General features: G+C 70.8%; 18 protein-coding genes and 1 tRNA gene. 9 read left to right on the top strand and 10 right to left on the bottom strand.

The genetic code is table 11. From position 1 onward, the window contains the following. The first annotated feature begins 131 nt into the window (after positions 1–131). A complete protein-coding gene (locus tag BP68_RS14250; RefSeq protein ID WP_496372882.1) occupies positions 132–626 on the top strand; it encodes a MarR family winged helix-turn-helix transcriptional regulator in 495 nt (164 codons plus the stop codon). Next, a complete protein-coding gene (locus BP68_RS14245) occupies positions 623–1,414 on the top strand; it encodes a DNA alkylation repair protein (protein ID WP_496372880.1) in 792 nt (263 codons plus the stop codon). The genes BP68_RS14250 and BP68_RS14245 overlap by 4 nt, the downstream gene beginning before the upstream one ends. Before the next feature lie 62 nt (positions 1,415–1,476). On the opposite strand, the gene BP68_RS14240 is transcribed toward BP68_RS14245, so the two are convergent. From BP68_RS14240 to fdhD, 6 genes are all read right to left on the bottom strand, one after another. Beyond that, positions 1,477–3,558 carry a bifunctional 2',3'-cyclic-nucleotide 2'-phosphodiesterase/3'-nucleotidase gene (locus BP68_RS14240; RefSeq protein ID WP_496372878.1) on the bottom strand — a complete coding sequence of 694 codons (2,082 nt, stop codon included), beginning with the start codon at positions 3,556–3,558 and terminating at the stop codon, positions 1,477–1,479. Between the two features lie 141 nt (positions 3,559–3,699). Continuing rightward, positions 3,700–4,119, bottom strand: coding sequence for a group II truncated hemoglobin (locus BP68_RS14235; protein ID WP_496372876.1), 420 nt, complete (start codon positions 4,117–4,119; stop codon positions 3,700–3,702). 30 nt (positions 4,120–4,149) lie between these two features. After that, on the bottom strand, positions 4,150–4,536 hold the full coding sequence (locus tag BP68_RS14230; protein WP_496372874.1) for a TraR/DksA family transcriptional regulator: 387 nt from the start codon (positions 4,534–4,536) through the stop codon (positions 4,150–4,152). Positions 4,537–4,579: 43 nt separating this feature from the next. Continuing rightward, a complete protein-coding gene (locus tag BP68_RS14225; RefSeq protein WP_496372872.1) occupies positions 4,580–6,160 on the bottom strand; it encodes a bifunctional aminoglycoside phosphotransferase/ATP-binding protein in 1,581 nt (526 codons plus the stop codon). A 68-nt stretch (positions 6,161–6,228) separates the two neighbouring features. Beyond that, complete coding sequence (locus BP68_RS14220) at positions 6,229–8,757, bottom strand: ABC transporter permease (RefSeq protein ID WP_496372870.1); 2,529 nt, start codon at positions 8,755–8,757, stop codon at positions 6,229–6,231. Positions 8,758–8,966: 209 nt separating this feature from the next. Then, complete coding sequence (gene fdhD / locus BP68_RS14215; protein WP_496373014.1) at positions 8,967–9,803, bottom strand: formate dehydrogenase accessory sulfurtransferase FdhD; 837 nt, start codon at positions 9,801–9,803, stop codon at positions 8,967–8,969. Positions 9,804–10,028: 225 nt separating this feature from the next. On the opposite strand from fdhD, the gene fdnG reads away from it, so the two are divergent. The 7 genes from fdnG to BP68_RS14180 all read left to right on the top strand — a co-directional run bounded on the left by fdnG (position 10,029) and on the right by BP68_RS14180 (position 19,206). Continuing rightward, positions 10,029–13,094 carry a formate dehydrogenase-N subunit alpha gene (gene fdnG, locus BP68_RS14210; protein WP_496372868.1) on the top strand — a complete coding sequence of 1,022 codons (3,066 nt, stop codon included), beginning with the start codon at positions 10,029–10,031 and terminating at the stop codon, positions 13,092–13,094. 9 nt (positions 13,095–13,103) lie between these two features. Next, complete coding sequence (fdxH, locus tag BP68_RS14205; RefSeq protein WP_496372866.1) at positions 13,104–14,030, top strand: formate dehydrogenase subunit beta; 927 nt, start codon at positions 13,104–13,106, stop codon at positions 14,028–14,030. Further along, the gene (locus tag BP68_RS14200) at positions 14,027–14,653 is read left to right on the top strand and encodes a formate dehydrogenase subunit gamma (RefSeq protein WP_496372864.1); all 627 of its coding nucleotides are present in this window, start codon (positions 14,027–14,029) and stop codon (positions 14,651–14,653) included. The genes fdxH and BP68_RS14200 overlap by 4 nt, the downstream gene beginning before the upstream one ends. Positions 14,654–14,727: 74 nt before the next feature. Next, positions 14,728–15,690, top strand: coding sequence for a formate dehydrogenase accessory protein FdhE (gene fdhE / locus BP68_RS14195; RefSeq protein WP_496372862.1), 963 nt, complete (start codon positions 14,728–14,730; stop codon positions 15,688–15,690). After that, a complete protein-coding gene (selA, locus tag BP68_RS14190; RefSeq protein WP_496372860.1) occupies positions 15,687–17,117 on the top strand; it encodes an L-seryl-tRNA(Sec) selenium transferase in 1,431 nt (476 codons plus the stop codon). Before fdhE ends, selA begins: the two co-directional genes overlap by 4 nt. Positions 17,118–17,184: 67 nt before the next feature. Further along, positions 17,185–19,107, top strand: a complete 1,923-nt coding sequence (selB, locus tag BP68_RS14185) for a selenocysteine-specific translation elongation factor (protein WP_496372858.1) — start codon at positions 17,185–17,187, stop codon at positions 19,105–19,107. A 7-nt stretch (positions 19,108–19,114) separates the two neighbouring features. Beyond that, positions 19,115–19,206: transfer RNA gene (locus tag BP68_RS14180), tRNA-Sec, on the top strand. A 23-nt stretch (positions 19,207–19,229) separates the two neighbouring features. Here the strand turns inward: BP68_RS14180 and BP68_RS14175 are convergent. From BP68_RS14175 to apbC, 4 genes are read right to left on the bottom strand one after another with little or no spacing between them, the layout of a single operon-like run. Then, positions 19,230–20,183, bottom strand: coding sequence for a DMT family transporter (locus BP68_RS14175; RefSeq protein ID WP_496372856.1), 954 nt, complete (start codon positions 20,181–20,183; stop codon positions 19,230–19,232). Between the two features lie 41 nt (positions 20,184–20,224). Further along, the gene (locus BP68_RS14170; protein ID WP_496372854.1) at positions 20,225–20,524 is read right to left on the bottom strand and encodes a hypothetical protein; all 300 of its coding nucleotides are present in this window, start codon (positions 20,522–20,524) and stop codon (positions 20,225–20,227) included. Further along, a complete protein-coding gene (locus BP68_RS14165) occupies positions 20,521–22,812 on the bottom strand; it encodes an FdhF/YdeP family oxidoreductase (protein ID WP_496372852.1) in 2,292 nt (763 codons plus the stop codon). Before BP68_RS14165 ends, BP68_RS14170 begins: the two co-directional genes overlap by 4 nt. Positions 22,813–22,834: 22 nt before the next feature. After that, complete coding sequence (gene apbC, locus BP68_RS14160) at positions 22,835–23,926, bottom strand: iron-sulfur cluster carrier protein ApbC (RefSeq protein ID WP_496372850.1); 1,092 nt, start codon at positions 23,924–23,926, stop codon at positions 22,835–22,837. Positions 23,927–24,018: the final 92 nt, after the last annotated feature.

Below are 24,018 nucleotides of genomic sequence, written 5' to 3'. Positions count from 1 at the left end.
CGGCCCCTCATTTCAAGCGAAATCAGCCTCTAGCGCTTGACCATCAAGCGCAAATAGCTCTTCTTTTAATAGCAAACCACACCCAAAGAAGCACCCATATAATTAGCCACAAAACTATCAGCCGCACAACAATGCAACTTGCACAGAAATACCAGGCCCTGCTGGACGAGGCCCAGCGGCGGCGGCTTCCTGACGTGGACGGCATCCGCCTGTGCTTTCAGGCGCTGTCCCTGGCCTCGGCCATCGACCGCGACTGCGCCGCGCTGCTGGCGCCGCACGGGCTGTCCGAGGGGCGCTTCGTGCTGCTGTTCCTGCTGGACGCCGCCGCCGACGGGCTGGCCCCCGCCGCGCTGGCGCAGCAGGCCGGCGTGAGCCGGGCCACCGTCACCGGCCTGCTCGACGGCCTGGAGCGCGAGGGCCTGGTGGCGCGCCATGCCGATGCCAGCGACCGCCGCGCGCTGTGCATCCGCCTCACGCCCCGGGGCCGGGAGGTGGCGCAGGCCGTGGTGGCGCGGCACGGGCGCTGGATCGCCGGCCTGTTCGGCACGCTGGACGCGGCCGAGCGCGCGCAGCTCGCGCGGCTCCTCGACAAGGTGGCCGCCCGCCTGGAAGAAGGTGCCGCATGACCGGCGCACCGCCCCGCAAGGGCGCCACGCGCGCCAGCGACATTCCTGCCGACATGCTCGCAGCGCTGTCGCGCGGCACGCTGCCCACGGCCACGCTGACCGAGGGGCTGGCGCTGGACCAGGGCCTGCTGCTGCGCACGGTGTTCCCCGACCTGCCGCCGGCGGCCCTGCGCGCGGCCGACGCCGCCTGCCGCAAGGGCATTGCCCAGCGCATGGCGGACATGGGCGCGTTGCTGTGGCAGGAACTGGGTGCGGAGGGCCTGGCGCACTGCCAGGCCCACGCGGCCGACACGGTGCGCGGCTGGGCCTGCTTCATGGTGGGCGCCCAGGCCGGGCTGGCGGTGCCCGCCCGGCTGGCCGCCATCGCCCCGCTGGCCGACGACCCGCATTTCGGCGTGCGCGAATGGGCTTGGATGGCCGTGCGCCCGCAGCTGGTGCAGGCGCTGGACGAGGCCATCGCCGCGCTGGTGCCCTGGACGGCCTCGCCCTCCGAGCGCCTGCGCCGCTTTGCCAGCGAATCGCTGCGCCCGCGCGGCGTGTGGTGCGCGCACATTGCGGCGCTCAAGCAGGACCCTGCGCTGGGCCTGCCCCTGCTGGCGCCGCTGCGCGCCGATGCCGCGGTCTACGTGCAGGACTCGGTGGCCAACTGGCTCAACGATGCGGCCAAGGACCAACCCGACTGGGTGCGCCGCCTGTGCGCCCAGTGGCTGGAGGAAGCCCCCCACCCGGCCACCCGCCGCATCTGCCAGCGCGCGCAGCGCAACCTGCGCGCGCCCACGGCGGCCTGACGACGCGGCCCGACGCGGGCCGGGGCACGCCCCCCATGGGGCACGGCGTGCCATGCCCGTGCTTACTTGGACAGGTCGATCTTGTACTTGGACGTGCCCTTGCCCGAGCCGTCATCCGCCGCCACCAGCGACACGCCGGCCAGCCCCGCAGCCTGGGCCACGGGCAGGGCGTCGGCGCCGGAGCTGAACACCACGTCGCCCGCCGTCGTCACCTTGGTGAAGCGCCAGCTCTTGGCCGCGCCGTTGGCGGCGCGCGTGACCTGCGGATTCTTGCGCACGTACTCGATCACCACGTCGCGGTTGGCATCCGGCGAGGCCCAGATGGTGGCCGAGCCGTCGAGCTTGGGGATGAAGCTCTTGCCGCTGGTGGCGCGGTAGTTGTTGGTGGCGATCACGAACTCCTGCGCCGGGTCGATGGGCTGGCCCTTGTAGGTCAGGCCCTTGATGCGGCTGCCCAGCGGCTGGGTCACGTCGATCTCGTACTGCATGTCCGGCGTGGTGAACATGTCGAAGTTGTAGCCGGGGAAGGTGCTGACGAGCGGCTGCTCGCCCGCCTGGGCCGGGTCGATCTGGTTGAAGCGCTTGGCCGCGGCCTCCAGCCAGTCCTTGATGTCGGCGCCATTCACCTTCACCGCGTACACGGTGTTGGGGTACAGGTACAGGTCGGCCGCGTTGTAGATGGCCAGCGGGCCGGCCGCCACGTCGGTGTAGTCCTTGCCGCCCTGGAAGCCCGACTTGAACGGCGCGCTCACGGACAGCACGGGCAGCTGCGCGTACTGCGGCAGGTTGGCCTGGATGTAGGCCGCCACATAGGCCTGCTGCGCCTGGTTCACGAGCTGGATGGCGCCGGGGTCGCCCACGTCGGCGAACAGCGTGCTCATGCGGAAGTCGGTGCTGCCGATGGGCGTCTTCACGTAGCTGATGGCGGCCTGGTGCTGGCCCTCGACCAGCGGCGCCACGGCCGGGTCGGCCTCGACGAACACGGATGCGCCGGCGGCGTCCTTCTTCTGGATGTTGCGCAGCTCGCTCTTGCTGGCCGCCTTGTCCACGCTCCAGGCCTTGCCGTCCCACTTCAGGGCCAGCTGGATCACGCCCAGCGACTTGCCCCAGGAACTGGCCATGACCGCCGGCACGCCGTTGACGGTGCCCGCCTTGTTGTCCACGCCCGCCTGGGTGAAGGCCGGCTTGGCCGACAGGTCGGGGAACACGCTGTGCTGGTGGCCCATGACCATGGCGTCGATGCCCGCCACCTTGGACAGGTGCAGGCCGGGGTTCTCCATGGTGGGCGAATAGCTGCTGCCGTCCAGCCCGCCGTGCAGCAGCGCCACGACCAGGTTGGCGCCCTTGGCGCGCAGCTCGGGCACGTATTTCTGCGCGGCCTCGACGGCGCCCTCGGTGTAGACCTTGCCCTCCAGCAGGCGGCGGTCCCAGTTCATGATGCCCGGCGTGGTGAAGCCGATCACGCCGATCTTGATCGGCAGCTTGACCTCCTTGCCATCCGCATCCTTGGCCACCAGCGTGCGCTCCAGCAGCGTGTAGGGCTGCACCAGCGGCTTCTTGGTCTTGCTGCTGTACACGTTGGCCAGCACGGCGGGGAAGCCGTTGCCCGCGCATTTCTGCTTGGCGTCCACGCCCTCCACCTCCAGCCCGCCGCCCAGCACCTGGTTCAGGAAGGGCAGGCCGTAGTTGAACTCGTGGTTGCCCAACGTGCCGGCATCGAAGCCCAGGGCGCCCATGGCCTTGTACATGGACAGCTGCTGCGTGCAGGGCAGCGGCTTGACGATGGCCTCGTAGTCGGCCAGGGCCGTGCCCTGGATGGTGTCGCCGTTGTCCACCAGCAGCGTGTTGGCGAATTCCTTGCGCGCGGCGCGCACCAGCGTGGCCGTGCGCTCGAAGCCGTAGGTCTTGTCCTCGGCCAGCTTGAAGTAGTCGTAGCTGCGCACGTTGAAGTGCAGGTCGGTCGTCTCCAGCACGGCCAGCGTGGCCGTGGCCGGCTTGGCTGCGGCGCCACCACCGTCGTCATCGTTGCCGCCGCAGGCGGCCAGCAGCACGGCGCAGGCCAGCGCGCTGAGCGCGTGGCGGCGTGCGGGGTGGAAGGCAAGGTGCGCGGCCAGCGGGTTGCTGCGCCAAGAGATGTCCTGCATGGAAGGCCCTGGTGGTGAATGAAGGGCCCGAGTCTGTGCAACGGCTTTGACAGGGATGTGACGCGCCCGCGCGCGCCCGGCGAACGGCCGGCGCCCGTGTCCCGGGCGCCACATGCGGCGGCAACGCCTGTGCGGCGGGGTTCAGTCCGCGCGGTTGCGCATCCAGTCCGCCGTGCCCATGAAGCTCTCGTTGAGCCGCGCGCGCAGGTCATCCGGCACGCCGGTCTCGCCCATGGCCTGGTCCATGCACGCCACCCACTGGTCGCGTTCCAGGATGCCGATGGAGAACGGCAGGTGCCGCGCGCGCAGGCGCGGGTGGCCGAAGCGGCTCTGGTAGTGGTCCGGCCCGCCCAGCCAGCCGCAGAGGAACCAGAACAGCTTGTCGCGCGCATCCTCCAGCGTGCTGCCGTGGGCGGCGCGCAGCTCGGCGTAGCCGGGCTCCAGGTCCATCAGGTCGTAGAAGCGGTCCACCAGCTGGCGGACCCTGGTTTCGCCGCCGATCCATTCGAACGGCGTGGCGGAAGCAGGCGGGGCGGATTCATGCGCAGACATGGCCGCCATTGTAGGAAGCGGGCCGGCGCCCCTGCCGCCTCAGTGCGGGGCGCGTGCCTCGGCCTGGGACTGGCAGGCGATGCAGCGCGCCGCCGACGGCTGGGCCAGCAGGCGGGCCACGCCCACGGGCTGGCCGCAGTCCGTGCATTCGCCATAGCTGCCATCCGCCAGGCGGGCCAGCGCGGCGCGCACGGCCACCAGCTCGTCGTGGTCGCGCGCGGCCTCGGCGTCGCGCACGGTGTCGCTGGCCATGCGGTCGGCCTGCTCCTTGCGGTCGTCCAGGGGTTCGGCGCCGCTGCGGCCGGCGGCTGCGGCCAGCGTGTCGCGCTGGACTTCGCCCAGTTCGGTCAGCAGTTGGGCCTTGCGCTGCTCCAGCACGCCACGCAGTTGTTCACGCTGGGAATCGGTGAGGGAGGTGATGTTCATGGGTTCAGCATGCCACTGGTGATGGTGCGCATGTTGACACACATCAAGCCCCATGGCCTGCCGCCGCCAGCCAGCGCTGGTACAGCGCGGGCGCGCTCCAGGCCCGGTCCGTGGCCAGGTCCAGCGTGTGGGCGCGCTCCTCGGGGGCGAGCGGCTCGGCGGTCTGCTGCTGGCGCGCGAGCACGGCCAGGTCGGCCTCGGACGGATCGCCCCCCGCCGCCAGGCGCTGCTGCACGCGCCCGCGCAACGCCCCCTCCTCTGCGTGGCAGTGCAGGATGGTGAAGGGCAGGCCCAGGTCGCGCGCCAGGGCGTGGAAGGCGTCGCGCTCGCGCCGGCGCAGAAAGGCCGCGTCCACGATCACCGGGTAGCCCGCCTGCAGCGCGGCCCGCGCCTGCTGCGCCAGCTGCGCGAAGGTGCGCTGCGAGGCCTGGGGCGTGTAGATGTCCAGGCCCAGCGCGGCGGAGTCGGCCAGCGGCGCCAGGCCGTGCAGGCGCTTGCGCTCCACGTCCGAGCGCAGGCGCACCGCGCCCTGCCGCAGCAGGGCCGCCGCCACGGTGGACTTGCCCGAGCCCGACAGGCCATGGGTGATGAGCAGGCGCGGCCGCAGGGGCGCGGCCAGCGCCTCGGCGCAGGCCAGGTAGTCGTGCCCGGTCCCGGGCGCCAGGCCCTGCGCGGCGCGCAGCCGCGCGGCCATGGCGCGCACCAGGGCGCGGTAGACCTCGTAGGGGCGCAGCACGGCCAGGCCGGCGTAGTCGCCCGTGCCGGCCAGGTAGGCGTCGAGGAAGCGCCAGGCCAGGTCGGGCCGGCCATGGGCCTGCAGGTCCATGCTGAAGAAGCCCGCGTCGGCCAGGGTGTCGATCCAGCGCAGCTGCGGGCTGAACTCGATGCAGTCGAAGGCCGTGAGCACGCCGTCCAGGCGCACCACATTGGCCAGGTGCAGGTCGCCATGGCCCTCGCGCACATGGCCCGCGGCGCGGCGCGCGGCCCACTGCGCGGCCAGCGCGGGCTGACGCGCCCCGAACCAGGCGCGCAGCGCCGCCAGCCGCGCGCCCTCGGCGGCGTCGAGCAGCGGCGCCAGCGTTTCCAGCACGCCGTCGATGGCCTGCGCAACCTGCGCGGCCGAGCCCCAGTCGCTGCCGGCGGGCGCCACGGGCGCCTGGGCATGGAAGTGCGCCAGGCGCGCGGCGAAGGTGTCCACCTGCGCGGGCTCCAGCGCGCCGGCGGCCACCAGGGCGTCCAGCTCGCTGCCGGCGGGAAAGCGCCGCATGCGCAGCACCCAATCGATGGCGGCGCCGGCGTCCGCACCGGCGTCTGCGCCATCGGCCGCGCCCAGGCGCGGGGCCTGCGCGCCGCCCAGCACGGGCAGCACGTCCACGTACAGCGCGGGCGCCAGGCGCCGGTTCAGGCGCAGTTCCTCCTCGCAGAAATGCCGGCGCGCGGCGACGGCGCGGAAGTCGGCGAACGGCAGTTGCAGCGGCTTCTTGAGCTTGTAGGCCCAATCGCGCGTGAGCAGCAGGCGCGACAGATGCGTTTCCACCAGCTCCACGGTGCCGCCTTCGCGCGCCTGCAGCCACTGGCGCAGGCCCTGGGCCAGGGCGGCGCCCTCATCCGCATGCACAAGCATCAAATCGGCCTCCAGCGCTTACCCATCAAGCGCAAATAGCTATTAAAACAATAGCACCAATCCCCGCTTCAGTCGGCCGCGCGGCGCAGGGTGTCGACCACGGGGCGACGCAGCACCTCGCGCAGGCCCCACCACCCGGCCGCCAGCGCCAGCAGGGCGCCCGCCAGCGCGCCGGCCAGGGGCACCCAGGGCTTGGCCGTCCAGGCGAAGTCGAACACATGGCGCGCCAGCAGCCAGCCGACGGCCACGGCCGCGCTGCTGGCCAGCAGGCCCGCCAGCAGGCCCACGCCGGCCAGTTCCACGCGCTGCACCTGGCGCAGCAGGCTGGCGCGCGCGCCCACGGCGCGCATGATGGCGAATTCGCGCGCGCGCTCCTCGCGCGTGGCGGTGACGGCGGCGAACAGCACCACCAGCCCGGCCGCCAGCGTGAAGGCGAAGAGGAACTCCACCGCGCGTATCACCTGCCCCAGCACGCCCTGCACCTGGGCCAGCGTGGCGCTCATGTCTACGTTGGTGATGTTGGGGAAGGCGCGCACCAGGGCGTTGTCGAAGCCCGCCACGTCGGGCGCGCGGTAGGCCGCCAGGTAGGTGGTGGGCACGTCCGGCAGATGGTCCACCGGGTACATGACGAAGAAGTTGGCGCGCATGGAGCCCCAGTCCACGCGGCGCAGGCTGGTGATGCGCGCCTCGCTGGCGACGCCGCCGATGTCGAAGCGCAGGCGATCGCCCAGCTTCAGGCCCAGGGTCTGGGCAATGCCCTCCTCCACGCTCACGGCGCCCGGCTCCTGCGGCGTCCAGCGGCCGGCGACGATGGGGTTGTGCTCGGGCGCCTGGCCGGCGTTGGAGAGGTTGAACTCGCGGTCCACCAGGCGCTTGGCGCGGTCTTCCTGGTAGTCGTCCATGCTTACCGCGCGGCCGTTGATGGCGATCAGCCGGCCGCGGAACATGGGGTACCAGTCGTAGCGCGCGACGCCGGCCTGCTGCAGCGTGTGGCGGAAGGCCTCGGCCTGGTCCGGCTGGATGTTGATCACGAAACGGTTGGGCGCGTCGGCCGGCGTGGCGCGCCGCCAGCTGTCGATGAGGTCGGTGCGCAGCAGCACCAGCAGCACCAGCGCCAGCAGGCCCACGGCCAGGCTGCTGACCTGCACCACGGCATAGGCCGGGCGCGCGGCGATCTGGCGCGTGGCCAGCACCAGCCAGCGCGGCGCCGTGGCCTCGTTGACGCTCTTGCGCAGCAGCCACACGGCCACCCAGGCCAGGGCCGCGAAGAGCAGCACGGCGGCGGCGAAGCCGCCCACGGCGATGGCGCCCAGCGTCAGGTCGCGGCTGGTCGCCAGCAGCAGCGCCGCGAAGCCCGCCACGCCCAGGCCCAGCACGGCCAGCGACGTGTGCTTGAGCCCGCCCAGGTCGCGGCGCATCACGCGCAGCGGCGGCACCTGCGCCAGCTGCAGCACGGGCGGCAGGCCGAAGGCGCCCATCAGCGTCAGGCCCACGCCCACGCCGAAGGCCACGGGCCAGAGGCTGGGCGCGGGCAGCCCCGCCCCGACCAGCCCCGCCAGCAGCAGCACGAACACATGGTGCACCGCAAAGCCCAGCAGCACGCCCAGGGCGCTGGCGCACAGGCCGATGAGCGCGAACTCCAGCACGTAAGCGCTGGCGATCGCGCGCTGGCTCAGGCCCAGCACGCGCAGCAACGCGGCGGCGTCCAGGTGCTCGTTGGCAAAGCCGCGCGCGGCCAGGGCCACGGCCACGGCCGACAGCAGCGCCGCCAGCAGCGCCACCAGGCTGAGGAATTTCTCGGCGCGCTCCAGGGTCTGGCGCATCTCGGGCTGGCCGCTGTCGAGGGACTCCACGCGCACGCCGCGCACGCCGGGCTGGGCGGCAGCCTCTTTCGCCCAGGCGGTGAAGCGCTGCACCGCGCGCCGGTCCCCTTCCGCGCCCGCCACGGCGAAGCGGTAAGTGATGCGGCTGGCGGGCTGCACCAGGCCGGTGGCGGGCAGGTCGAGCGCATTGACCATCACGCGCGGCGCGAAGCTGAGAAAGCCCGCGCCCCGGTCGGGCTCCAGCGTGATGATGCGGGCGATGCGCAGCCGCCCGTCGCCCAGCAGCAGCTCGTCGCCCAGGCGCAGCGCCAGCGATTCGAGCAGCGGCGCGTCCACCCAGGCCTCGCCGCGCGCGGGTATGTCCTGCGTGGGCCCGCCCGCGCGGGCCGGGTCGTCCGTGGTCTGCATGCGCCCGCGCAGCGGGTAGCCCGGCTCCACGCTCTTGAGCGCCACGAGCCGGCTGGCCCCGCCCTGGGCGTCGTCGGCGCGCGCCATGGTGGGGAAGTTCAGCGTGGTCGCGGTCTTCAGGCCCAGGGCCCGTGCCTGCGCCACGAAGGCCGTGGGCGTGGGGTTGTCGCTGGCCACCACCGCGTCGCCGCCCAGCAGCTGCAGCGCGTCGCGCGCCAGCCCTCCCTGCAGGCGGTCGGCGAAGAAGCCCACGGAGGTGAGCGCGGCCACGGCCAGGGTGACGGCGACGATGAGCAGGCGCAGCTCGCCCGCGCGCAGGTCGCGCCAGAGCGTGCGCCAGCCCAGGGTGAGGGAGGAAATGTTCATGGTGTTTTCAGCCTCTAGCGCTTTATAGATAAGCGTTAATAGCTATGAAAATAGCAATACCCAGGCGCTACGCGCCGCTCACTGCGCCTGAAACCGGCGCGCGCCAAGCCAGGGCCGCCGTGCAAGGGCCACCCCGCAGCACCGGCGGCGTCCCCCTGCCCGGCGAAGCCGAGAGCGGGGGGAAGGCGCGAAGCGCCTCAGGGGGGTGTTCATACATACCGCAGCGCGGTGGGCGGGCGGCACAGGCCCCACAGGTGCATGCCGGCCTCGCGCGCCAGCTGCAGCGCGAGCGACGTGGGCGCCGAGATGGTGGCGAACGCGGGCACGCCCATGCGGGCGCATTTGCGCACCAGCTCGTAGCTGGTGCGGCTGGTCATGACGACGAAGCCGGCCTCGCCCAGCCGGCCCGTCAGCGCCAGCCGCCCGAACAGCTTGTCCAGCGCGTTGTGGCGGCCCACGTCCTCCAGCACGTCGATCAGCTCGCCGTCGGGCGTGGCCCAACCCGCCGCATGCACCGAGCCCGCCCGCAGGTTCAGCGACTGCCGCGCGCCCAGCATGCCGAAGGGGCGCAGGACGGTCTCCACGCCCAGACCCTCGCGCCAGGCGGGCGCGGCCAGGGGCTCGGGGTGCAGGTCCAGCGCCTGCAGGCTGTCGATGCCGCACACGCCGCAGCCCGTGCGGCCGGCCAGCGCCCGGCGCCGCTCCTTCAGGCGGGCGAACTGCCGCGGCGCGATCTCCATGTGCACCGCGCAGCTGGCGTCCGGCGTGCCAATGGCATGAGTGAGCACTTCCACATCGCGGCAGTCGTCCGGGTGCTCGACGATGCCCTCGCTCAGCGCGAAGCCCACCGCGAACTCGGCCAGGTCCTGCGGCGTGGCCATCATCACGGCGTGCGAGATGCCGTTGAAGACCAGCGCCACCGGCATCTCGGCCGCCACCTCCACGGACTGCGCGGCGGCGGCGCCGCCGCTGCGCCACTGGTCGGCGCAAAGGGGTACCAGGGGCGGCGGCATGGCGGTGTCGGCGATCGTGAACGGGGCAGGCATTGACATGCCCCGCACCATACCAGCCGCACGGGCTCCCCCGGCGCCGTGAGTGGGATTTCGCGCTTCTAACTAGGTATGATCCGGGCGCACTTCACAACCCATCAACGCAGGCCCCGACCACGGGGTTGTCAAGGGGCGGGGATACGTGCTATCCCTGTAGCCTTGGCTGAGACATGCAACCAAGATGACCATACATACAACTCCCCCACGACAGGAGGTTCCGTCATGGACATGAACCGCCGGCATTTCTTCCGCGTGAGCAGCGCCGGGCTGGTTGGATCCAGCCTGGTCGCCATGGGCTTCTCGCCCGCTACCGCGCTTGCCGAAGTACGCCAGTACAAGCTGGCCGCCACCACCGTCACCCGCCAGACCTGCACCTACTGCTCGGTCGGCTGCGGCATCCTGATGTATTCCTTGGGCGACGGCTCGCGCAACGCCAAGCCATCGGTGATCCACGTCGAGGGCGACCCCGACCACCCCGTCAACCTGGGCACGCTGTGCCCCAAGGGCGCCGGCCTGCTGGACTTCATCAACAGCCCCAACCGCCTGCAGTACCCCGAGTACCGCGCCCCGGGCTCGAACGAATGGAAGCGCCTGTCCTGGGACGACGCCCTGACCCGCATCGCCAAGCTCCTCAAGGAAGACCGCGACGCCAACTTCCAGGCCAAGACCGATGACGGCCTGACGGTGAACCGCTGGCTCACCACCGGCATGCTGGCCGCCTCGGCGTCGAGCAACGAAGCCGGCTACATCACCCACAAAGTGGCCCGTTCCTGGGGCCTGCTGGCATTCGATAACCAAGCACGTGTTTGACACGGCCCGACGGTGGCAGGTCTTGCCCCGACGTTTGGCCGTGGAGCGATGACGAACCATTGGGTCGACATCAAGAACGCGGACGTTATTTTGATCATGGGCGGCAATGCCGCCGAAGCACACCCCTGCGGATTCAAGTGGGTGACCGAAGCGAAGGCGCACAACAAGGCGCACTTCATGGTGGTCGATCCCCGCTTCAACCGCTCTGCCTCCGTGGCCGACTTCTATGCCCCCATCCGGTCGGGCAGCGACATCGTGTTCCTGGGCGGCATGATCAATTACCTCTTGTCCAACGACAAGATCCACCACGAGTACGTGCACAACTACACGGACTTCAGCTTCATCGTGCGCGATGACTTTGAATTCGTGGACGGCATCTTCTCGGGCTACAACGAGGAAAAGCGCACCTACGACAAGAAGAGCTGGGACTACGAGCTCGGTGAAGACGGCTACGTCAAGACCGACCCCACACTGCAGCACCCGCGCTGCGTGTACCAGCTCATGAAGAAGCACTACGAGAGCTACACGCCCGAGAAGGTCGAGAGCGCTTGCGGCACGCCCAAGGAGAAATTCCTGCACGTGTGCGAGAAGTTCGCCTCCACGGCGGTGCCCGGCCGTGCCGCCACCATCCTGTACGCCCTGGGCTGGACACAGCACTCCACGGGCGCGCAGATCCTGCGCTGCGCCGCCATGGTGCAGCTGCTGTGCGGCAACATCGGCGTGGCCGGCGGCGGCATGAACGCGCTGCGCGGACACTCCAACATCCAGGGCCTGACGGACCTGGGTCTGCTGTCGGCCAGCCTGCCGGGCTATCTGACGCTGCCGGGCGAGAAGGAACAGGACTACCAGGGCTACATCACCACGCGCACGCAAAAGCCGCTGCGCCCGGGGCAGATGAGCTACTGGCAGAACTATCCCAAGTTCCACGTCAGCCTGATGAAGTCCTGGTTCGGCGCCGCCGCGACGGCCGAAAACAACTGGGCCTACGACTACCTGCCCAAGCTGGACAAGCAGTACGACATGCTGCAGTACTTCCAGCTCATGAACGAAGGCAAGGTCAACGGCTACATCGCGCAGGGCTTCAACCCGATCGCGTCGCTGTCCAACAGCAGCCGCGTGCGCGACGGCCTGGCCAAGCTCAAATTCCTGGTCGTCATGGATCCGCTGGCCACCGAGACCTCGGAGTTCTGGAAGAACTTCGGCGAGTTCAACGACATCGACACCGCACAGGTGCAAACCGAGGTCTTCCGCCTGCCCACAACCTGCTTCGCCGAGGAAGAAGGCGCCGTGGTCAGCTCCTCGCGCGTGCTGCAGTGGCACTGGAAGGCGGCCGAGCCCCCGGGCGAGGCCAAGACCGACGTGGCCATCATGTCCGCGCTGCACCACCGCCTGAAGGCGCTCTACGCCAAGGACGGCGGCGCGTTCGCGGACCCGATCCTCAACCTGGACTGGAAGTACGCCCAGCCCGACCACCCGACCTCCGAGGAAATCGCCAAGGAGTACAACGGCAAGGCGCTGGTCGACCTGCTCGACCCCAAGGACCCGACCAAGGTGCTGCGCCCCGCGGGCCAGCAGGTGTCGGGCTTTGGCGAGCTGCGCGACGACGGCTCCACGGCCAGCGGCTGCTGGATCTACGCGGGCGCCTGGACGCAGGCCGGCAACCAGATGGGACGGCGCGACAGCTCCGACCCGACCGGCATCGGCAACACGCTGAACTGGGCCTGGGCCTGGCCGGCCAACCGCCGCGTGCTCTACAACCGCGCCTCCGCCGACCTCAAGGGCAAGGCCTTCAACCCGCGCCGCAAGCTCGTCGAGTGGAACGGCAAAGCCTGGAGCGGTGCCGACATCCCGGACATGGGGGCCACGCTGGCACCCGAGACCGGGGCCGGCCCGTTCATCATGAACCCCGAGGGCGTCGCACGCTTCTTCTCGCGCAAGGGCATGGCCGAAGGACCGTTCCCCACGCACTACGAACCGTTCGACACGCCGCTGGGCATGAACCCGATGTACCCGAACAACCCCAAGGCCACGTCTTCGCCGGCCGCGCGGGTGTTCAAGAACATCTGGGAAACCTTCGGCAAGGCATCGGAGTTCCCCCACGTGGGCACCACCTACCGCCTGACCGAGCATTTCCACTACTGGACCAAGCACTCGCTGGTCAATGCCATCACCCAGCCGGAGCAGTTCGTCGAAATCGGCGAGGCCCTGGCCAAGGAGCTGGGCATTGCCGCGGGCGACAAGGTCAAGGTCAGTTCCAAGCGGGGCGCCATCAAGGCGGTGGCCGTGGTCACCAAGCGGATCAAGCCCATGAAGATCGAGGGCAAGACGGTGCACCACGTCGGTATTCCCATCCACTGGGGCTTCAAGGGCGTGACCAAGCCGGGCTACCTGGCCAACACGCTGACGCCCTTCGTGGGCGACGGCAATACCAACACGCCGGAGTTCAAGACCTTCCTCGTGAAGGTCGAGAAGGCGTAAGGAGGCACGATGTCATTGCAATCCCTCGATATCAAACGACTGTCGGCCACCACCACCCCGGCGCCCCAGGCCCGCTCCCCGCAGTCCGGCGAGGTGGCCAAGCTGATCGATGTCTCCAAGTGCATCGGCTGCAAGGCCTGCCAGACCGCCTGCATGGAATGGAACGACCTGCGCCAGGAGCCCGGTGAGAACCATGGCGTGTACGACAACCCGAACGACCTGACCGAGAACGCGTGGACGGTGATGCGCTTCACCGAATACGACAACGAGGCCACGGGCAATCTGGAATGGCTGATCCGCAAGGACGGCTGCATGCACTGCGAAGACCCGGGCTGCCTCAAGGCCTGCCCGTCGCCCGGCGCCATCGTGCAGTACACCAACGGCATCGTGGACTTCCACGAAGAGCACTGCGTAGGCTGCGGCTACTGCGTCACCGGCTGCCCGTTCAACGTGCCGCGCATCTCCAAGAAGGACAGCAAGGCCTACAAGTGCACGCTGTGCTCGGACCGCGTGGCCGTGGGCAAGGAGCCTGCTTGCGTCAAGACCTGCCCCACGGGTGCCATCGTGTTCGGCACCAAGAAGGCGATGAAGGACCATGCCGACGAGCGCATCGCCGACCTGAAGGAACGCGGCTTCGCGCAGGCCGGCCTGTACGACCCGGCCGGCGTGGGCGGCACGCACGTCATGTACGTGCTGCACCATGCCGACAAGCCGTCGCTGTACCAGGGCCTGCCCGATACGCCGAAGATCAGCCCCATGGTCGGTCTGTGGAAGGGCGTCTCCAAGCCGCTCGCCATGGCCGCCCTGGGTGCCGCGGCGCTGGGCAGCCTGTTCCACTACATCACCAAGGGCCCCAACGACGTGTCCAAGGAACTGGAGGACGAAATGGAACGCAAGGACCGTGAGGCCGAGGCCCAGAAGGAGAGCCAGCCATGAAACGCAATCCACGCGACCTGCAGCGCTACAACGCATCCGAGCGCGCCAACCACTGGATCGTAGGCATCTGCTTCATCCTGCTGGCGCTTTCGGGCCTGGCGTTCTTCCACCCGGCGTTCTTCCCGCTGACCCTGCTGTTCGGCGGCGGCTCCTGGACGCGCATCCTGCACCCCTACATCGGGGTGGTGATGTTCGTGTTCTTCCTGGTCATGGCCGCGCGCTTCGCGTCGCTCAACATGATCGAGAAGCGCGACGTCGAGTGGCTCAAGAACGTCAACAAGATGGTGGACGGCAACGACCACGACATGCCCGAGCAGGGCAAGTACAACGGCGGCCAGAAGGTGCTGTTCTGGGGGCTGGTGGTGGGCATGCTGCTGCTCGTCGTCAGCGGCGTCATGATGTGGCGCTCCTGGATCAATCTGCCGGTGGATGTGGTGCGCATGGCCTCGGTGCTGCACGCCGTCGCCGCCGTGTGGATGATTGGCCTCATCATCCTGCACGTGTACGCCGCCATCTGGACGCGCGGCACCATCCGCGCCATGCTCTACGGCACCGTGACGCGCGCCTGGGCCAAGCAGCACCACCGCGGCTGGTACCGCAAGGTAACGGGCGACAATAGCTGACCGCTGCGCTCGCCGCTCCTGCCGCCGGCCGCACCTGCAGCCGGCGGCATTTCTATTTCTGGAGTTCTGATCCCGTGCAACGCATTCTTCAACCCGGCGAGATCGAAGCCCTCGACCGCACCAGCCAGCCCCGCATCCGCCTGCCCCAGCCGGCCAGCCTGTTCGCCGACCGCTCCGCGCGCCTGGCGCAGAAGGCCGAGGGCAACCCCATCGGCGACTACCTGCGCTTTCTGTCCCGCCTCGTGCGGGCCCAGCAGCAGGCCGCCGCCACGGTGCAGACGGCCGCACCCGACGCCGCGCTGATCGCCCAGGCCCAGGAGCATTCCATGCCCCTGCTGCCTGCCGCCAGCCACGTCGACCCGGCCTGGCACGGCGTGCTCGACCAGTTGCTCGCCGCGCTGGACGGCGCCGCCGAAGTGCCCCAGGCGCTGCAGCCCACCCTGCAGGCCCTGCGCGCCATGCCCCGGGAAGAGCGCGACACCCTGGCCCGCCGCGTGCTGGTCGGCCTGCTGACAGAGCCGCAGGACCTGGCCGCCGCCCCCATCGTGATGGCCGCGCTGCAGGTCACCTTCACCGACCGGGCCAGCCGCCTGCAGGAAGGCGACGTGCCCTACACCGACCCGGCCACCGTCTGCCCCGTGTGCGGCACGGCCCCCACGGCCAGCGTGCTGCGCATCGGCGGGCGCGAGGCCGGCCTGCGCTACCTGCACTGCGGCACCTGCTGCACCGAGTGGCACATGGTGCGCATCAAGTGCTCGCACTGCGAATCGACCAAGGGCGTGCGCTACCAGGGCCTGGAGCAGAACCAGGAAGGCGCCGTGCGGGACGAGGTGGTGCTGGCCGAGACCTGCGACGCCTGCCACACCTACCGCAAGGTCGTGAACCAGGAAAAGGACCCCATGGCCGAGCCCCTGGCCGACGACCTGGCCACGCTCATGCTGGACCTGCTCATGGGCGAAACACCGTTCGCGCGCGCCAGCATGAACCCGCTGCTGCCCATGTCGGAGGCCGACACCGACGAGGACGCGGCCCGGTGAGCGCGGCCGCCCAACTGCCCGGCGTGGACCGCGTGCTCTCCACGCCCGTGCTGCGCGCGCTGGCCGCGGAGCACGGCGCCACGGCCGCCACGGCCGCCGTGCGCGCCACGCTCGACGCACTGCGCGCCGCCGCGCTCGCGGGCGAGATCCCGCAGGACCAGGCGGCCCAGCGGCTCGCCCCCGAGGCCGTGGCCGCGCAGGCGCAGCAGCGCCTGGTCGAGCGCTTCGCGCCGCGCCTGAAGGCCGTGTTCAACCTCACCGGCACGGTGCTGCACACCAACCTGGGCCGCGCTCTGCTGCCCGACGCCGCCGTGCAGGCCGTGGTGCAGGCGCTGACCACGCCGGCCAACCTCGAATTCGACCTTGCCACGGGCGGGCGCGGCGACCGCGACGACCTCATCACCGACCTGCTGCGCGACCTCACCGGCGCCGAGGCCGCCACGGTGGTCAACAACAACGCCGCCGCCGTGCTGCTCACGCTCAACGCGCTGGCGCCCCGCAAGGAGGTCATCGTCTCGCGCGGCGAACTGGTGGAGATCGGCGGCGCCTTCCGCATCCCCGACATCATGGGCCGCGCCGGCGCCAAGCTGGTCGAGGTGGGCACCACCAACCGCACCCACGCCAAGGACTACTTGGATGCCATCACCGACCGCACCGCGCTGCTGATGAAGGTGCACTGCAGCAACTACGCCGTCACCGGCTTCACCAAGAGCGTGCCCGAGGCCGAGGTGGCCCAGATCGCCCACGCGCGCGGCCTGCCGCTGGTGACCGACCTGGGTTCCGGCACGCTGGTGGACCTGTCGCAGTGGGGCCTGCCGCACGAGCCCACGGTGCGCGACGTGGTGGCCGCCGGTGCCGACATCGTCACCTTCAGCGGCGACAAGCTGCTGGGCGGGCCGCAGGCCGGGCTGATCGTGGGCCGCAAGGACCTGATCACCAAGATCAAGAAAAACCCGCTCAAGCGCGCGCTGCGCGTGGGAAAGCTCACGCTGGCGGCGCTGGAGCCCGTGCTGCGCCTTTACCTGGCGCCCGAGCACCTGCCCGCGCGCCTGACCACGCTGCGCCTGTTCACCCGCCCGCAGGCCGACATCCGCGCCCAGGCCGAAGCCCTGTGCGCGCCCGTGCAGGCCGCCGTAGGCCCGCAGTACACCGTGCGCACCGCGCCGCTGTTCAGCCAGATCGGCAGCGGCGCGCTGCCCGTGGACCAGCTTCCCAGCTACGGCCTGGCCATCGCCCCGGCCCAGGCCAAGCGCGCCGGCCGCGCCCTGGCCCGGCTGGAGGCCGCGCTGCGCAGCCTGCCCCGCCCGGTGATCGGCCATATCGCCAGCGACACCCTGTGGCTGGACCTGCGCTGCCTGGAGGCGGCCGATGCGCCCGCCTTCACCGCGCAGTTGCCGGCACTGGCCGATGCGCTCACGCAGGCTTGATGGGAACGAAATTGGCACTTTGCGCTTTATACACAAGCGCTAAAAGCTACAAAATACATAGCAAACCATGATCATCGGCACCGCAGGCCACATCGACCACGGCAAGACCTCGCTGGTGCGCGTGCTCACCGGGGTGGAAACCGACCGCCTGCCCGAGGAAAAGCGCCGCGGCATCTCGATCGAACTCGGCTACGCCTACCTGCACGCGCCGGGCGGCCCGTCGCTCGGCTTCGTGGACGTGCCGGGCCACGAGCGCCTGCTGCACACCATGCTGGCCGGCGCCACCGGCATCGCCCACGCGCTGCTCATCGTGGCCGCCGACGACGGCGTGATGCCGCAGACGCGCGAGCACCTGGCCGTGGTGGCGCTGCTGGGCGTCACCCGGGGCACGGTGGCCATCACCAAGATCGACCGGCTCGAACCCGCCACGCGCGCCGCGCGCCTGGCCGAGGTGCAGGCCGAGGTGCAGGCCCTGCTGGCGCCCACGGCGCTCGCGGGGGCGCCCGTCTTCCCCGTCTCCGCCGTCACGGGCGAGGGCGTGGAGGCGCTGCGCCTGCACCTGCTGGCCAGCGCCCAGCCGCCCGGCGCCGCCAGCCTGGAGGGCAGCGCGCGGGCCTTCCGCCTGGCCGTCGACCGCGCCTTCACGCTGGCCGGCGTGGGCACCGTGGTCACCGGCACCGTCACCAGCGGCACGGCGCGCGTGGGCGACGAGCTGCACCTGGCCCCGCAGGGCCGCAGCGTGCGCGTGCGCGGTATCCACGCCCAGAACCAGCCCGCCGAAGAGGCCCGCACCGGCCAGCGCTGCGCGCTGGCGCTCGCGGGCGCGCCCAAGGACGAGATCCACCGCGGCGACTGGGCCTGCGCACCGTCCATCGCCCTCGGCAGCACGCGCATCGACGTGGAATGCACCCTGTGGCCCGAGGAGCCCAAGGCCCTGCGCTCCGGCACGCCCATGCACGTGCACCTGGGCACCAGCGACGTGACGGGCAGCATCGTGCTGCTCGACCGCGACACCCTCGCGCCGGGGGAGACCGCGCTGGCCCAGCTCGTGCTGCACGGCACCGTGGCCGCATGGCATGGCGACCGGGGCGTGCTGCGCGACGCCGCGGCCACCCGCACCGTGGCCGGCGTGCGCGTGCTCGACCCGTTCGCGCCGCAGCGCTACCGCCGGGCGCCCGAGCGCCTGGCCCAGCTCGCCGCCCAGGCCCTGCCCGGGCGCGCCGCGCGCATCGCCGCCCTGCTCGACCACGCGCCGCTGGGCCTCGACCTGGTGCAGACCGCCCGCGCCGAGGCCCTGCCCGGCCCGCAGGATCTGCCGCTGCCAGCGGATGCCATCCGCATCGCGGGCGATGCCATCGCCATCGCGCCCGCCGCCTTGCAGGCGCTGCAGGCGCAGGTGCTGGAGCGCCTGCGCGCCTTCCACGCCGGCAGCCCCGAAGAGATCGGACCCGACACGCGCCGCCTGCGCCGCCTGGCCGCGCCGCGCGCGGGCGATGCGCTGTGGCAGCACGCGATAGAGGGCTTGGCGACGAGCCAGGCCCTCGCGCGCAGCGGCCACTGGCTGCACCTGCCCGAGCATGCCGCGCGCATGAACGCCACCGAGGAAAAGCTCGCGCAGCAGCTCATGCCCGCGCTGCTGGACGGCGCCTTCGACCCGCCCTGGGTGCGCACCCTGGCCCAGGACCTCGGCGCCGCCGAGGCGCTGGTGCGCCAGACGCTCGCCAGCCTGGCGCGGCGCGGCGAAGTCTTTCAGGTGGTCAAAGACCTGTACTATCCGCTGCCTACAATCGAACGCTTGGCCGCGCTCGCACGCGAGTGCATGAGCCAGGGCGACGCGGTGCAGGCGGCGGCCTTCCGCGACGCCACGGGTCTGGGCCGCAAGCGGGCCATCCAGCTGCTGGAATTCTTCGACCGCGTGGGCTTCACGCGGCGCGTGAAGGACACGCACCTGCTGCGCCCCGGCACGCCGCTGTTCGCCGAGCGCGATTGAGTTTTTTGGAAGGGAAGCGTCCCTGGTGGGGCGCCCGGGCTTCAAACCCGGTGGACCGCGCCACGCGTGGTCGGAAGGTTCGACTCCTTCTCCTTTCCGCCCCCTTTTTCCTCCGCGCCCCTTCAGCCCGCTGCCTGCTTGGCCAGCGCCGGGGGCGCGGCAGGCGCGGGCCGCCGGCCCCAGTTCATCACGGCCGTGCCCGCCACGGCCATGGTGCCGCCCAGCAGCATGAAGCGGTCGATCGTCTCGCCCAGCAGCAGGGCCGAGAAGACCACGCCGAACACGGGAACCAGCGTGATGTAGCCCGACGCCGCCCCCGCGCCCAGCGCCTTGACGCCGTCGAAATACCAGGCATAGGCCAGCACCGTGGCGCCCAGCACCAGGAACACCATCGCGCCCCAGGCCCACGCCCCGCTGCGGAAGGCGCCCTGCAGGCCCGCGGTGCCCTCCACCGCCAGGCTGGCGACGAGCAGCATCACCGCCCCGATGCAGCTGCTGATGGTGGTGGCGGAGAGCGCATCCACGCCCGTGAGCAGCCAGCGGGCGATCAGCGTGTAGCCCACCCAGCAGGCCACGCAGCCCAGGATCAGCAGCTCGCCCACGCCCACGCCGCCGTCCAGCAGCGCCAGGGGCCGTCCCTGCGTGATGACGGTGACCGCCCCGGCCGCCGCCAGCAGCATGCCGGCGCCGATCACGCGGTTGATACGCTCCTGGAACAGCCAGACCGCCATCAGCAGCGTGACCACCGGGTTGAGCGTGATCACCAGCGCGGCCTTGCCCGAGGGGATGTGCTGCAGCCCGATCAGAAAGAAGGCCGCATAGCCGAACACCCCCACCGAGCCCGCCGCCACCATGCCCAGCCAGCGCTGGCGCGGCCAGTGCTTGAGGCCCGCGAACGCGCCGCTGCGGTACATCCAGGGCAGTAGCACCAGCACCGCCAGCAAGAAGCGCAGGGCCGCCGCCGCCAGTGGCGGCATGGCCTGCGCAATCACCCGGCCCGCGGGCCACGACGCACCCCACAGCACGGCCATGCCCACCAGCCGTGCGTGCGGGCCCCATAGAAATCTTGATAACATTTTTTGGCTCCAGCGCTTATCCAAAAAGCGCCAACAGCTCCTTATTCAGGAGCAAACTGATCCGCAGCCGCCTCCGTGCCAGGCGCCTCTGGTGCGCCGTGGGCCCGGCCCGCATCGGTCAGCACCGCCATCCACCGCCCCTCTTCCTGCCACACCCGCACCCACCCTGGCCCCCGCTGGCCGCCCAGGGCCGCGTCGCTCAGAAAGCTCAGCTCGCGCAGCACGGTGCTGGCGCTGTGGCCCAGGTGCTTGGACAGGCGTGGCAGCGACAGGCCGGCGCCCGGCCCTTCCTGCGCCAGCGCCTGCAGGATCGCCGGGGCCAGCGGCCGCAGCCCGGTCATGGCGCCGCGCCGGCCGGCGCCAGCACCACCGGGATGGACTTGGACGTGGGCGTGCCCGCCGCCTCGGCCACGGCCGAGAGCGGCACCAGCGGATTCGTCTCCGGGTAATAGGCCGCGAGGTTGCCGCGCGGAATGTCGTAGGCGACGAGCCGAAAGCCGTCGGCACGGCGCTCCTGCCCGTCGTCCCAGACGGTGTGGATGTCCACCCGGTCGCCGTCCTTCAGCCCCAGGGCGCGGATGTCCTCGGCGTGGATGAACACCACGCGGCGCTGGCCGTACACGCCGCGGTAGCGGTCGTCCATGCCGTAGATGGTGGTGTTGTACTGATCGTGCGAGCGCGTGGTGAGCAGCGTGAAGACGATGCGGTCCGCATGGCGCGCGCGGGCGCGGTGCGAGGGCGTGTCGCGCGGCACGGCGCTGGCGATGAAGGCGGCCTTGCCGCTTTCGGTGGCCCACAGCCGCTCACTGGCCGTGTTGCGCAGGCGAAAGCCGCCGGGCACGGCCACGCGGGCGTTGAAGTCGTGGAAGTCGGGGAACACCTTCTCGATCTCGTCACGGATGCGGGCGTAGTCCTCGACCAGCCACAGCCAGGGCACGCGGCTGCGCGCGCCCAGGGTCGCGGCGGCCAGGCGCGCGACGATGGCGGGCTCGGACAGCAGCTGCTCCGATGCCGGAGGGTTGATGCCCGTGCTCACGTGCACCATGCTCATCGAGTCCTCCACCGTCACGCCCTGCGGGCCGGCGGCCTGCAGGTCGATCTCGGTGCGGCCCAGGCAGGGCAGGATCAGCGCCTCGCGCCCGTGCACCACATGGCTGCGGTTGAGCTTGGTGGCCACGTGCACCGTCAGGTCGCAGCGGCGCAGGGCCTTCCAGGTCTCGTAGGTGTCGGGCGTGGCGGCGGCGAAGTTGCCGCCCAGGGCGAAGAAAACCCGGCCCTGCCCATCCCGCATCTGCCGGATCGCCTCCACCGTGTCCACGCCATGCGCGCGCGGCGGCTCGAAGCCGTACACGTCGCGCAGCCGGTCCAGCAGCGCGGCCGGGGGCTTTTCCCAGATGCCCATGGTGCGGTCGCCCTGCACGTTGCTGTGGCCGCGCACGGGGCAGGCGCCCGCGCCCTCGCGGCCCAGGTTGCCGCGCAGCAGCAGCAGGTTCACGATGGTCTGGATGGTGGCCACGGAATGCGGGTGCTGGGTGATGCCCATGCCCCAGCAGGCGATCACGCGTTCGGCGCCGATGTAGACGTCGGCCGCGCTGCGCATCTGCGCCTCGGTCAGGCCCGACTCCTGCTCCAGCAGCGCCCAGGGCTCGGCCTGCAGCCGCGCGGCCAGGGCCTCGAAGCCGGTGGTGTGCGCGGCGATGAAGCCGTGGTCGAGCACGCCGCCCTGCCGCGCCTCCACCTCCAGCACATGCTTGATCATGCCGGTAACCGCCGCCAGGTCGCCGCCCACGCGCAGCTGGAAGTAATGCGTGCTGATCGGCGTGGCGCCGAAGGTCGCCATCTCCAGCTTGTCCTGCGGGTCGGCGAAGCGCTCCAGCCCGCGCTCGCGCAGCGGGTTGAAGCTCACGATGCGCGCGCCGCGCTTGTGGGCCGCGCGCAGCTCGCCCAGCATGCGCGGGTGGTTGGTGCCGGGGTTCTGGCCGAAGATGAAGATGGCGTCCGCGCGCTCGAAGTCCTGCAGCGTCACCGTGCCCTTGCCCACGCCGATCTGCGGGCGCATGGCGCTGCCGCTGGGCTCGTGGCACATGTTGGAGCAGTCGGGGAAGTTGTTGGTGCCGAACTGGCGCACGAACAGCTGGTAGAGGAACGCCGCCTCGTTGCTCGTGCGGCCCGAGGTGTAGAAGATGGCCTGGTCCGGGTCGGGCAGCGCGTTCAGGTGCCGCGCGATGAGGGCGAAGGCATCGTCCCAGGCGATGGGCCGGTAGCGGTCGCTGGCCGCGTCGTAGCGCAGCGGGTGCGTGAGCCGGCCCTGGTCCTCGAGCCAGAAGTCGCTCTGCGCGGCCAGCTCGGCGACGGTGTGGCGCGCGAACAGCTCGGGGCCCGCGCGGCGCGCCGTGGCCTCGGCCGCGACGGCCTTCACGCCGTTCTCGCAGAACTCGAAGGCCGAATGGTGGTTGCGGTCGGGCCAGGCGCAGCCGGGGCAGTCGAAGCCGTCGGGTTGGTTGGCCGACAGCAGCGTCTTCGCGCCCTTGACCGGGATGTCCTGGTGCAGCAGCGTGTTCTTGACGCTGTTGAGCGCGCCCCAGCCGCCGGCGGGGCCCTTGTAGAAGGCGATCTTCTGTTCCTTCATGGCCTGCCCCGCCGCCGCACGCTCAGGTGCTCTTGCTCACCGTGATGGTGGGGAACTTGGCCGAGAAGTCCTTGGACTGCTGCGCGATCTTCACGGCCACCGCGCGGGCGATCGACTTGTAGATGCGGGCCACGTCGCCGTCGGGGTCGGCCACCACCGTGGGGCGGCCGCTGTCGGCCTGCTCCCGGATGGACAGGGCCAGCGGCAGCGCGCCGAGGTAGTCCATGCCGTAGCCCTCGGCCATCCGCTTGCCGCCCTCGTGGCCGAAGATGTGCTCCACATGGCCGCACTGGCTGCACACGTGCATGGCCATGTTCTCCACCAGGCCGAGGATGGGCACGTTCACCTTCTGGAACATGGTGATGCCCTTCTTGGCGTCGAGCAGCGCGATGTCCTGCGGCGTGGTCACGATCACCGCCCCCGTGAGCGGCACCTTCTGCGACATGGTGAGCTGGATGTCGCCCGTGCCCGGCGGCATGTCCACCACCAGGTAGTCCAGGTTGTCCCAGCGCGTCTGGGTGATGAGCTGCTCCAGCGCCTGGCTGGCCATGGGGCCGCGCCAGATCATGGCCTGCTCGTCCTTGACCAGGAAGCCGATGGAGTTGATCTGCAGGCCCATGGCGCGCTTGGGCTCCATCAGCTTGCCGTCCAGGCTCTCGATGTCGCCCGACGTGCCCGTCATCATGGGCTGGCTGGGGCCGTAGATGTCGGCGTCCAGCAGGCCCACCTGCGCGCCCTCGGCCGCCAGGGCCAGCGCCAGGTTCACGGCCGTGGTGCTCTTGCCCACGCCGCCCTTGCCCGAGGCCACGGCGATGATGTTCTTCACGCCCGGCATCAGCTGCACGCCGCGCTGCACCGCGTGCGCGACGATCTTGGTGGTGATGTTGACCGAGACGTTCTCCACGCCGGGCGCCGCCTTGGCCGCGGCGATGAACTGGCGGCGCAGCTCGGGCACGAGGCTCTGGGCCGGGTAGCCCAGCTCCACGTCGAAGGCGACGTCGCTGCCGCTGATCTGCACATTGCGCACCGCACGCGCGGCGACGAAATCCTTGCCCGTGTGCGGGTCCTGGACGCTGGCGAGCGCCGCCAGCAGGCCCTGTTCTGTGAGTGCCATGGCTGTTGTGTTCACTTTCACTGGTGGGAAGCGGCTAGTCTATGCAACATTCGCCGCGTGGGGAGATTACAAGCCAAATCAGCCTGCAGCGC

The sequence above is a fragment of the Diaphorobacter oryzae DSM 22780 genome (assembly GCF_059568935.1).
The sequence above is the reverse complement of the archived record's forward strand: the minus strand, read 5'-3'. Positions and strand labels throughout refer to the sequence as shown.

Coding starts and splice junctions, on each gene's coding strand:
- BP68_RS14220 (WP_496372870.1), bottom strand. CDS start 8,757: ATGAACATTTCCTCCCTCACCCTGGGCTGGCGCACGCTCTGGCGCGAC.
- apbC (WP_496372850.1), bottom strand. CDS start 23,926: ATGGCACTCACAGAACAGGGCCTGCTGGCGGCGCTCGCCAGCGTCCAG.
- BP68_RS14240 (WP_496372878.1), bottom strand. CDS start 3,558: ATGCAGGACATCTCTTGGCGCAGCAACCCGCTGGCCGCGCACCTTGCC.
- fdxH (WP_496372866.1), top strand. CDS start 13,104: ATGTCATTGCAATCCCTCGATATCAAACGACTGTCGGCCACCACCACC.
- BP68_RS14235 (WP_496372876.1), bottom strand. CDS start 4,119: ATGGCGGCCATGTCTGCGCATGAATCCGCCCCGCCTGCTTCCGCCACG.
- BP68_RS14250 (WP_496372882.1), top strand. CDS start 132: ATGCAACTTGCACAGAAATACCAGGCCCTGCTGGACGAGGCCCAGCGG.
- BP68_RS14245 (WP_496372880.1), top strand. CDS start 623: ATGACCGGCGCACCGCCCCGCAAGGGCGCCACGCGCGCCAGCGACATT.
- BP68_RS14200 (WP_496372864.1), top strand. CDS start 14,027: ATGAAACGCAATCCACGCGACCTGCAGCGCTACAACGCATCCGAGCGC.
- fdhD (WP_496373014.1), bottom strand. CDS start 9,803: ATGCCTGCCCCGTTCACGATCGCCGACACCGCCATGCCGCCGCCCCTG.
- BP68_RS14165 (WP_496372852.1), bottom strand. CDS start 22,812: ATGAAGGAACAGAAGATCGCCTTCTACAAGGGCCCCGCCGGCGGCTGG.
- BP68_RS14170 (WP_496372854.1), bottom strand. CDS start 20,524: ATGACCGGGCTGCGGCCGCTGGCCCCGGCGATCCTGCAGGCGCTGGCG.
- BP68_RS14175 (WP_496372856.1), bottom strand. CDS start 20,183: ATGTTATCAAGATTTCTATGGGGCCCGCACGCACGGCTGGTGGGCATG.
- BP68_RS14230 (WP_496372874.1), bottom strand. CDS start 4,536: ATGAACATCACCTCCCTCACCGATTCCCAGCGTGAACAACTGCGTGGC.
- selB (WP_496372858.1), top strand. CDS start 17,185: ATGATCATCGGCACCGCAGGCCACATCGACCACGGCAAGACCTCGCTG.
- BP68_RS14225 (WP_496372872.1), bottom strand. CDS start 6,160: ATGCTTGTGCATGCGGATGAGGGCGCCGCCCTGGCCCAGGGCCTGCGC.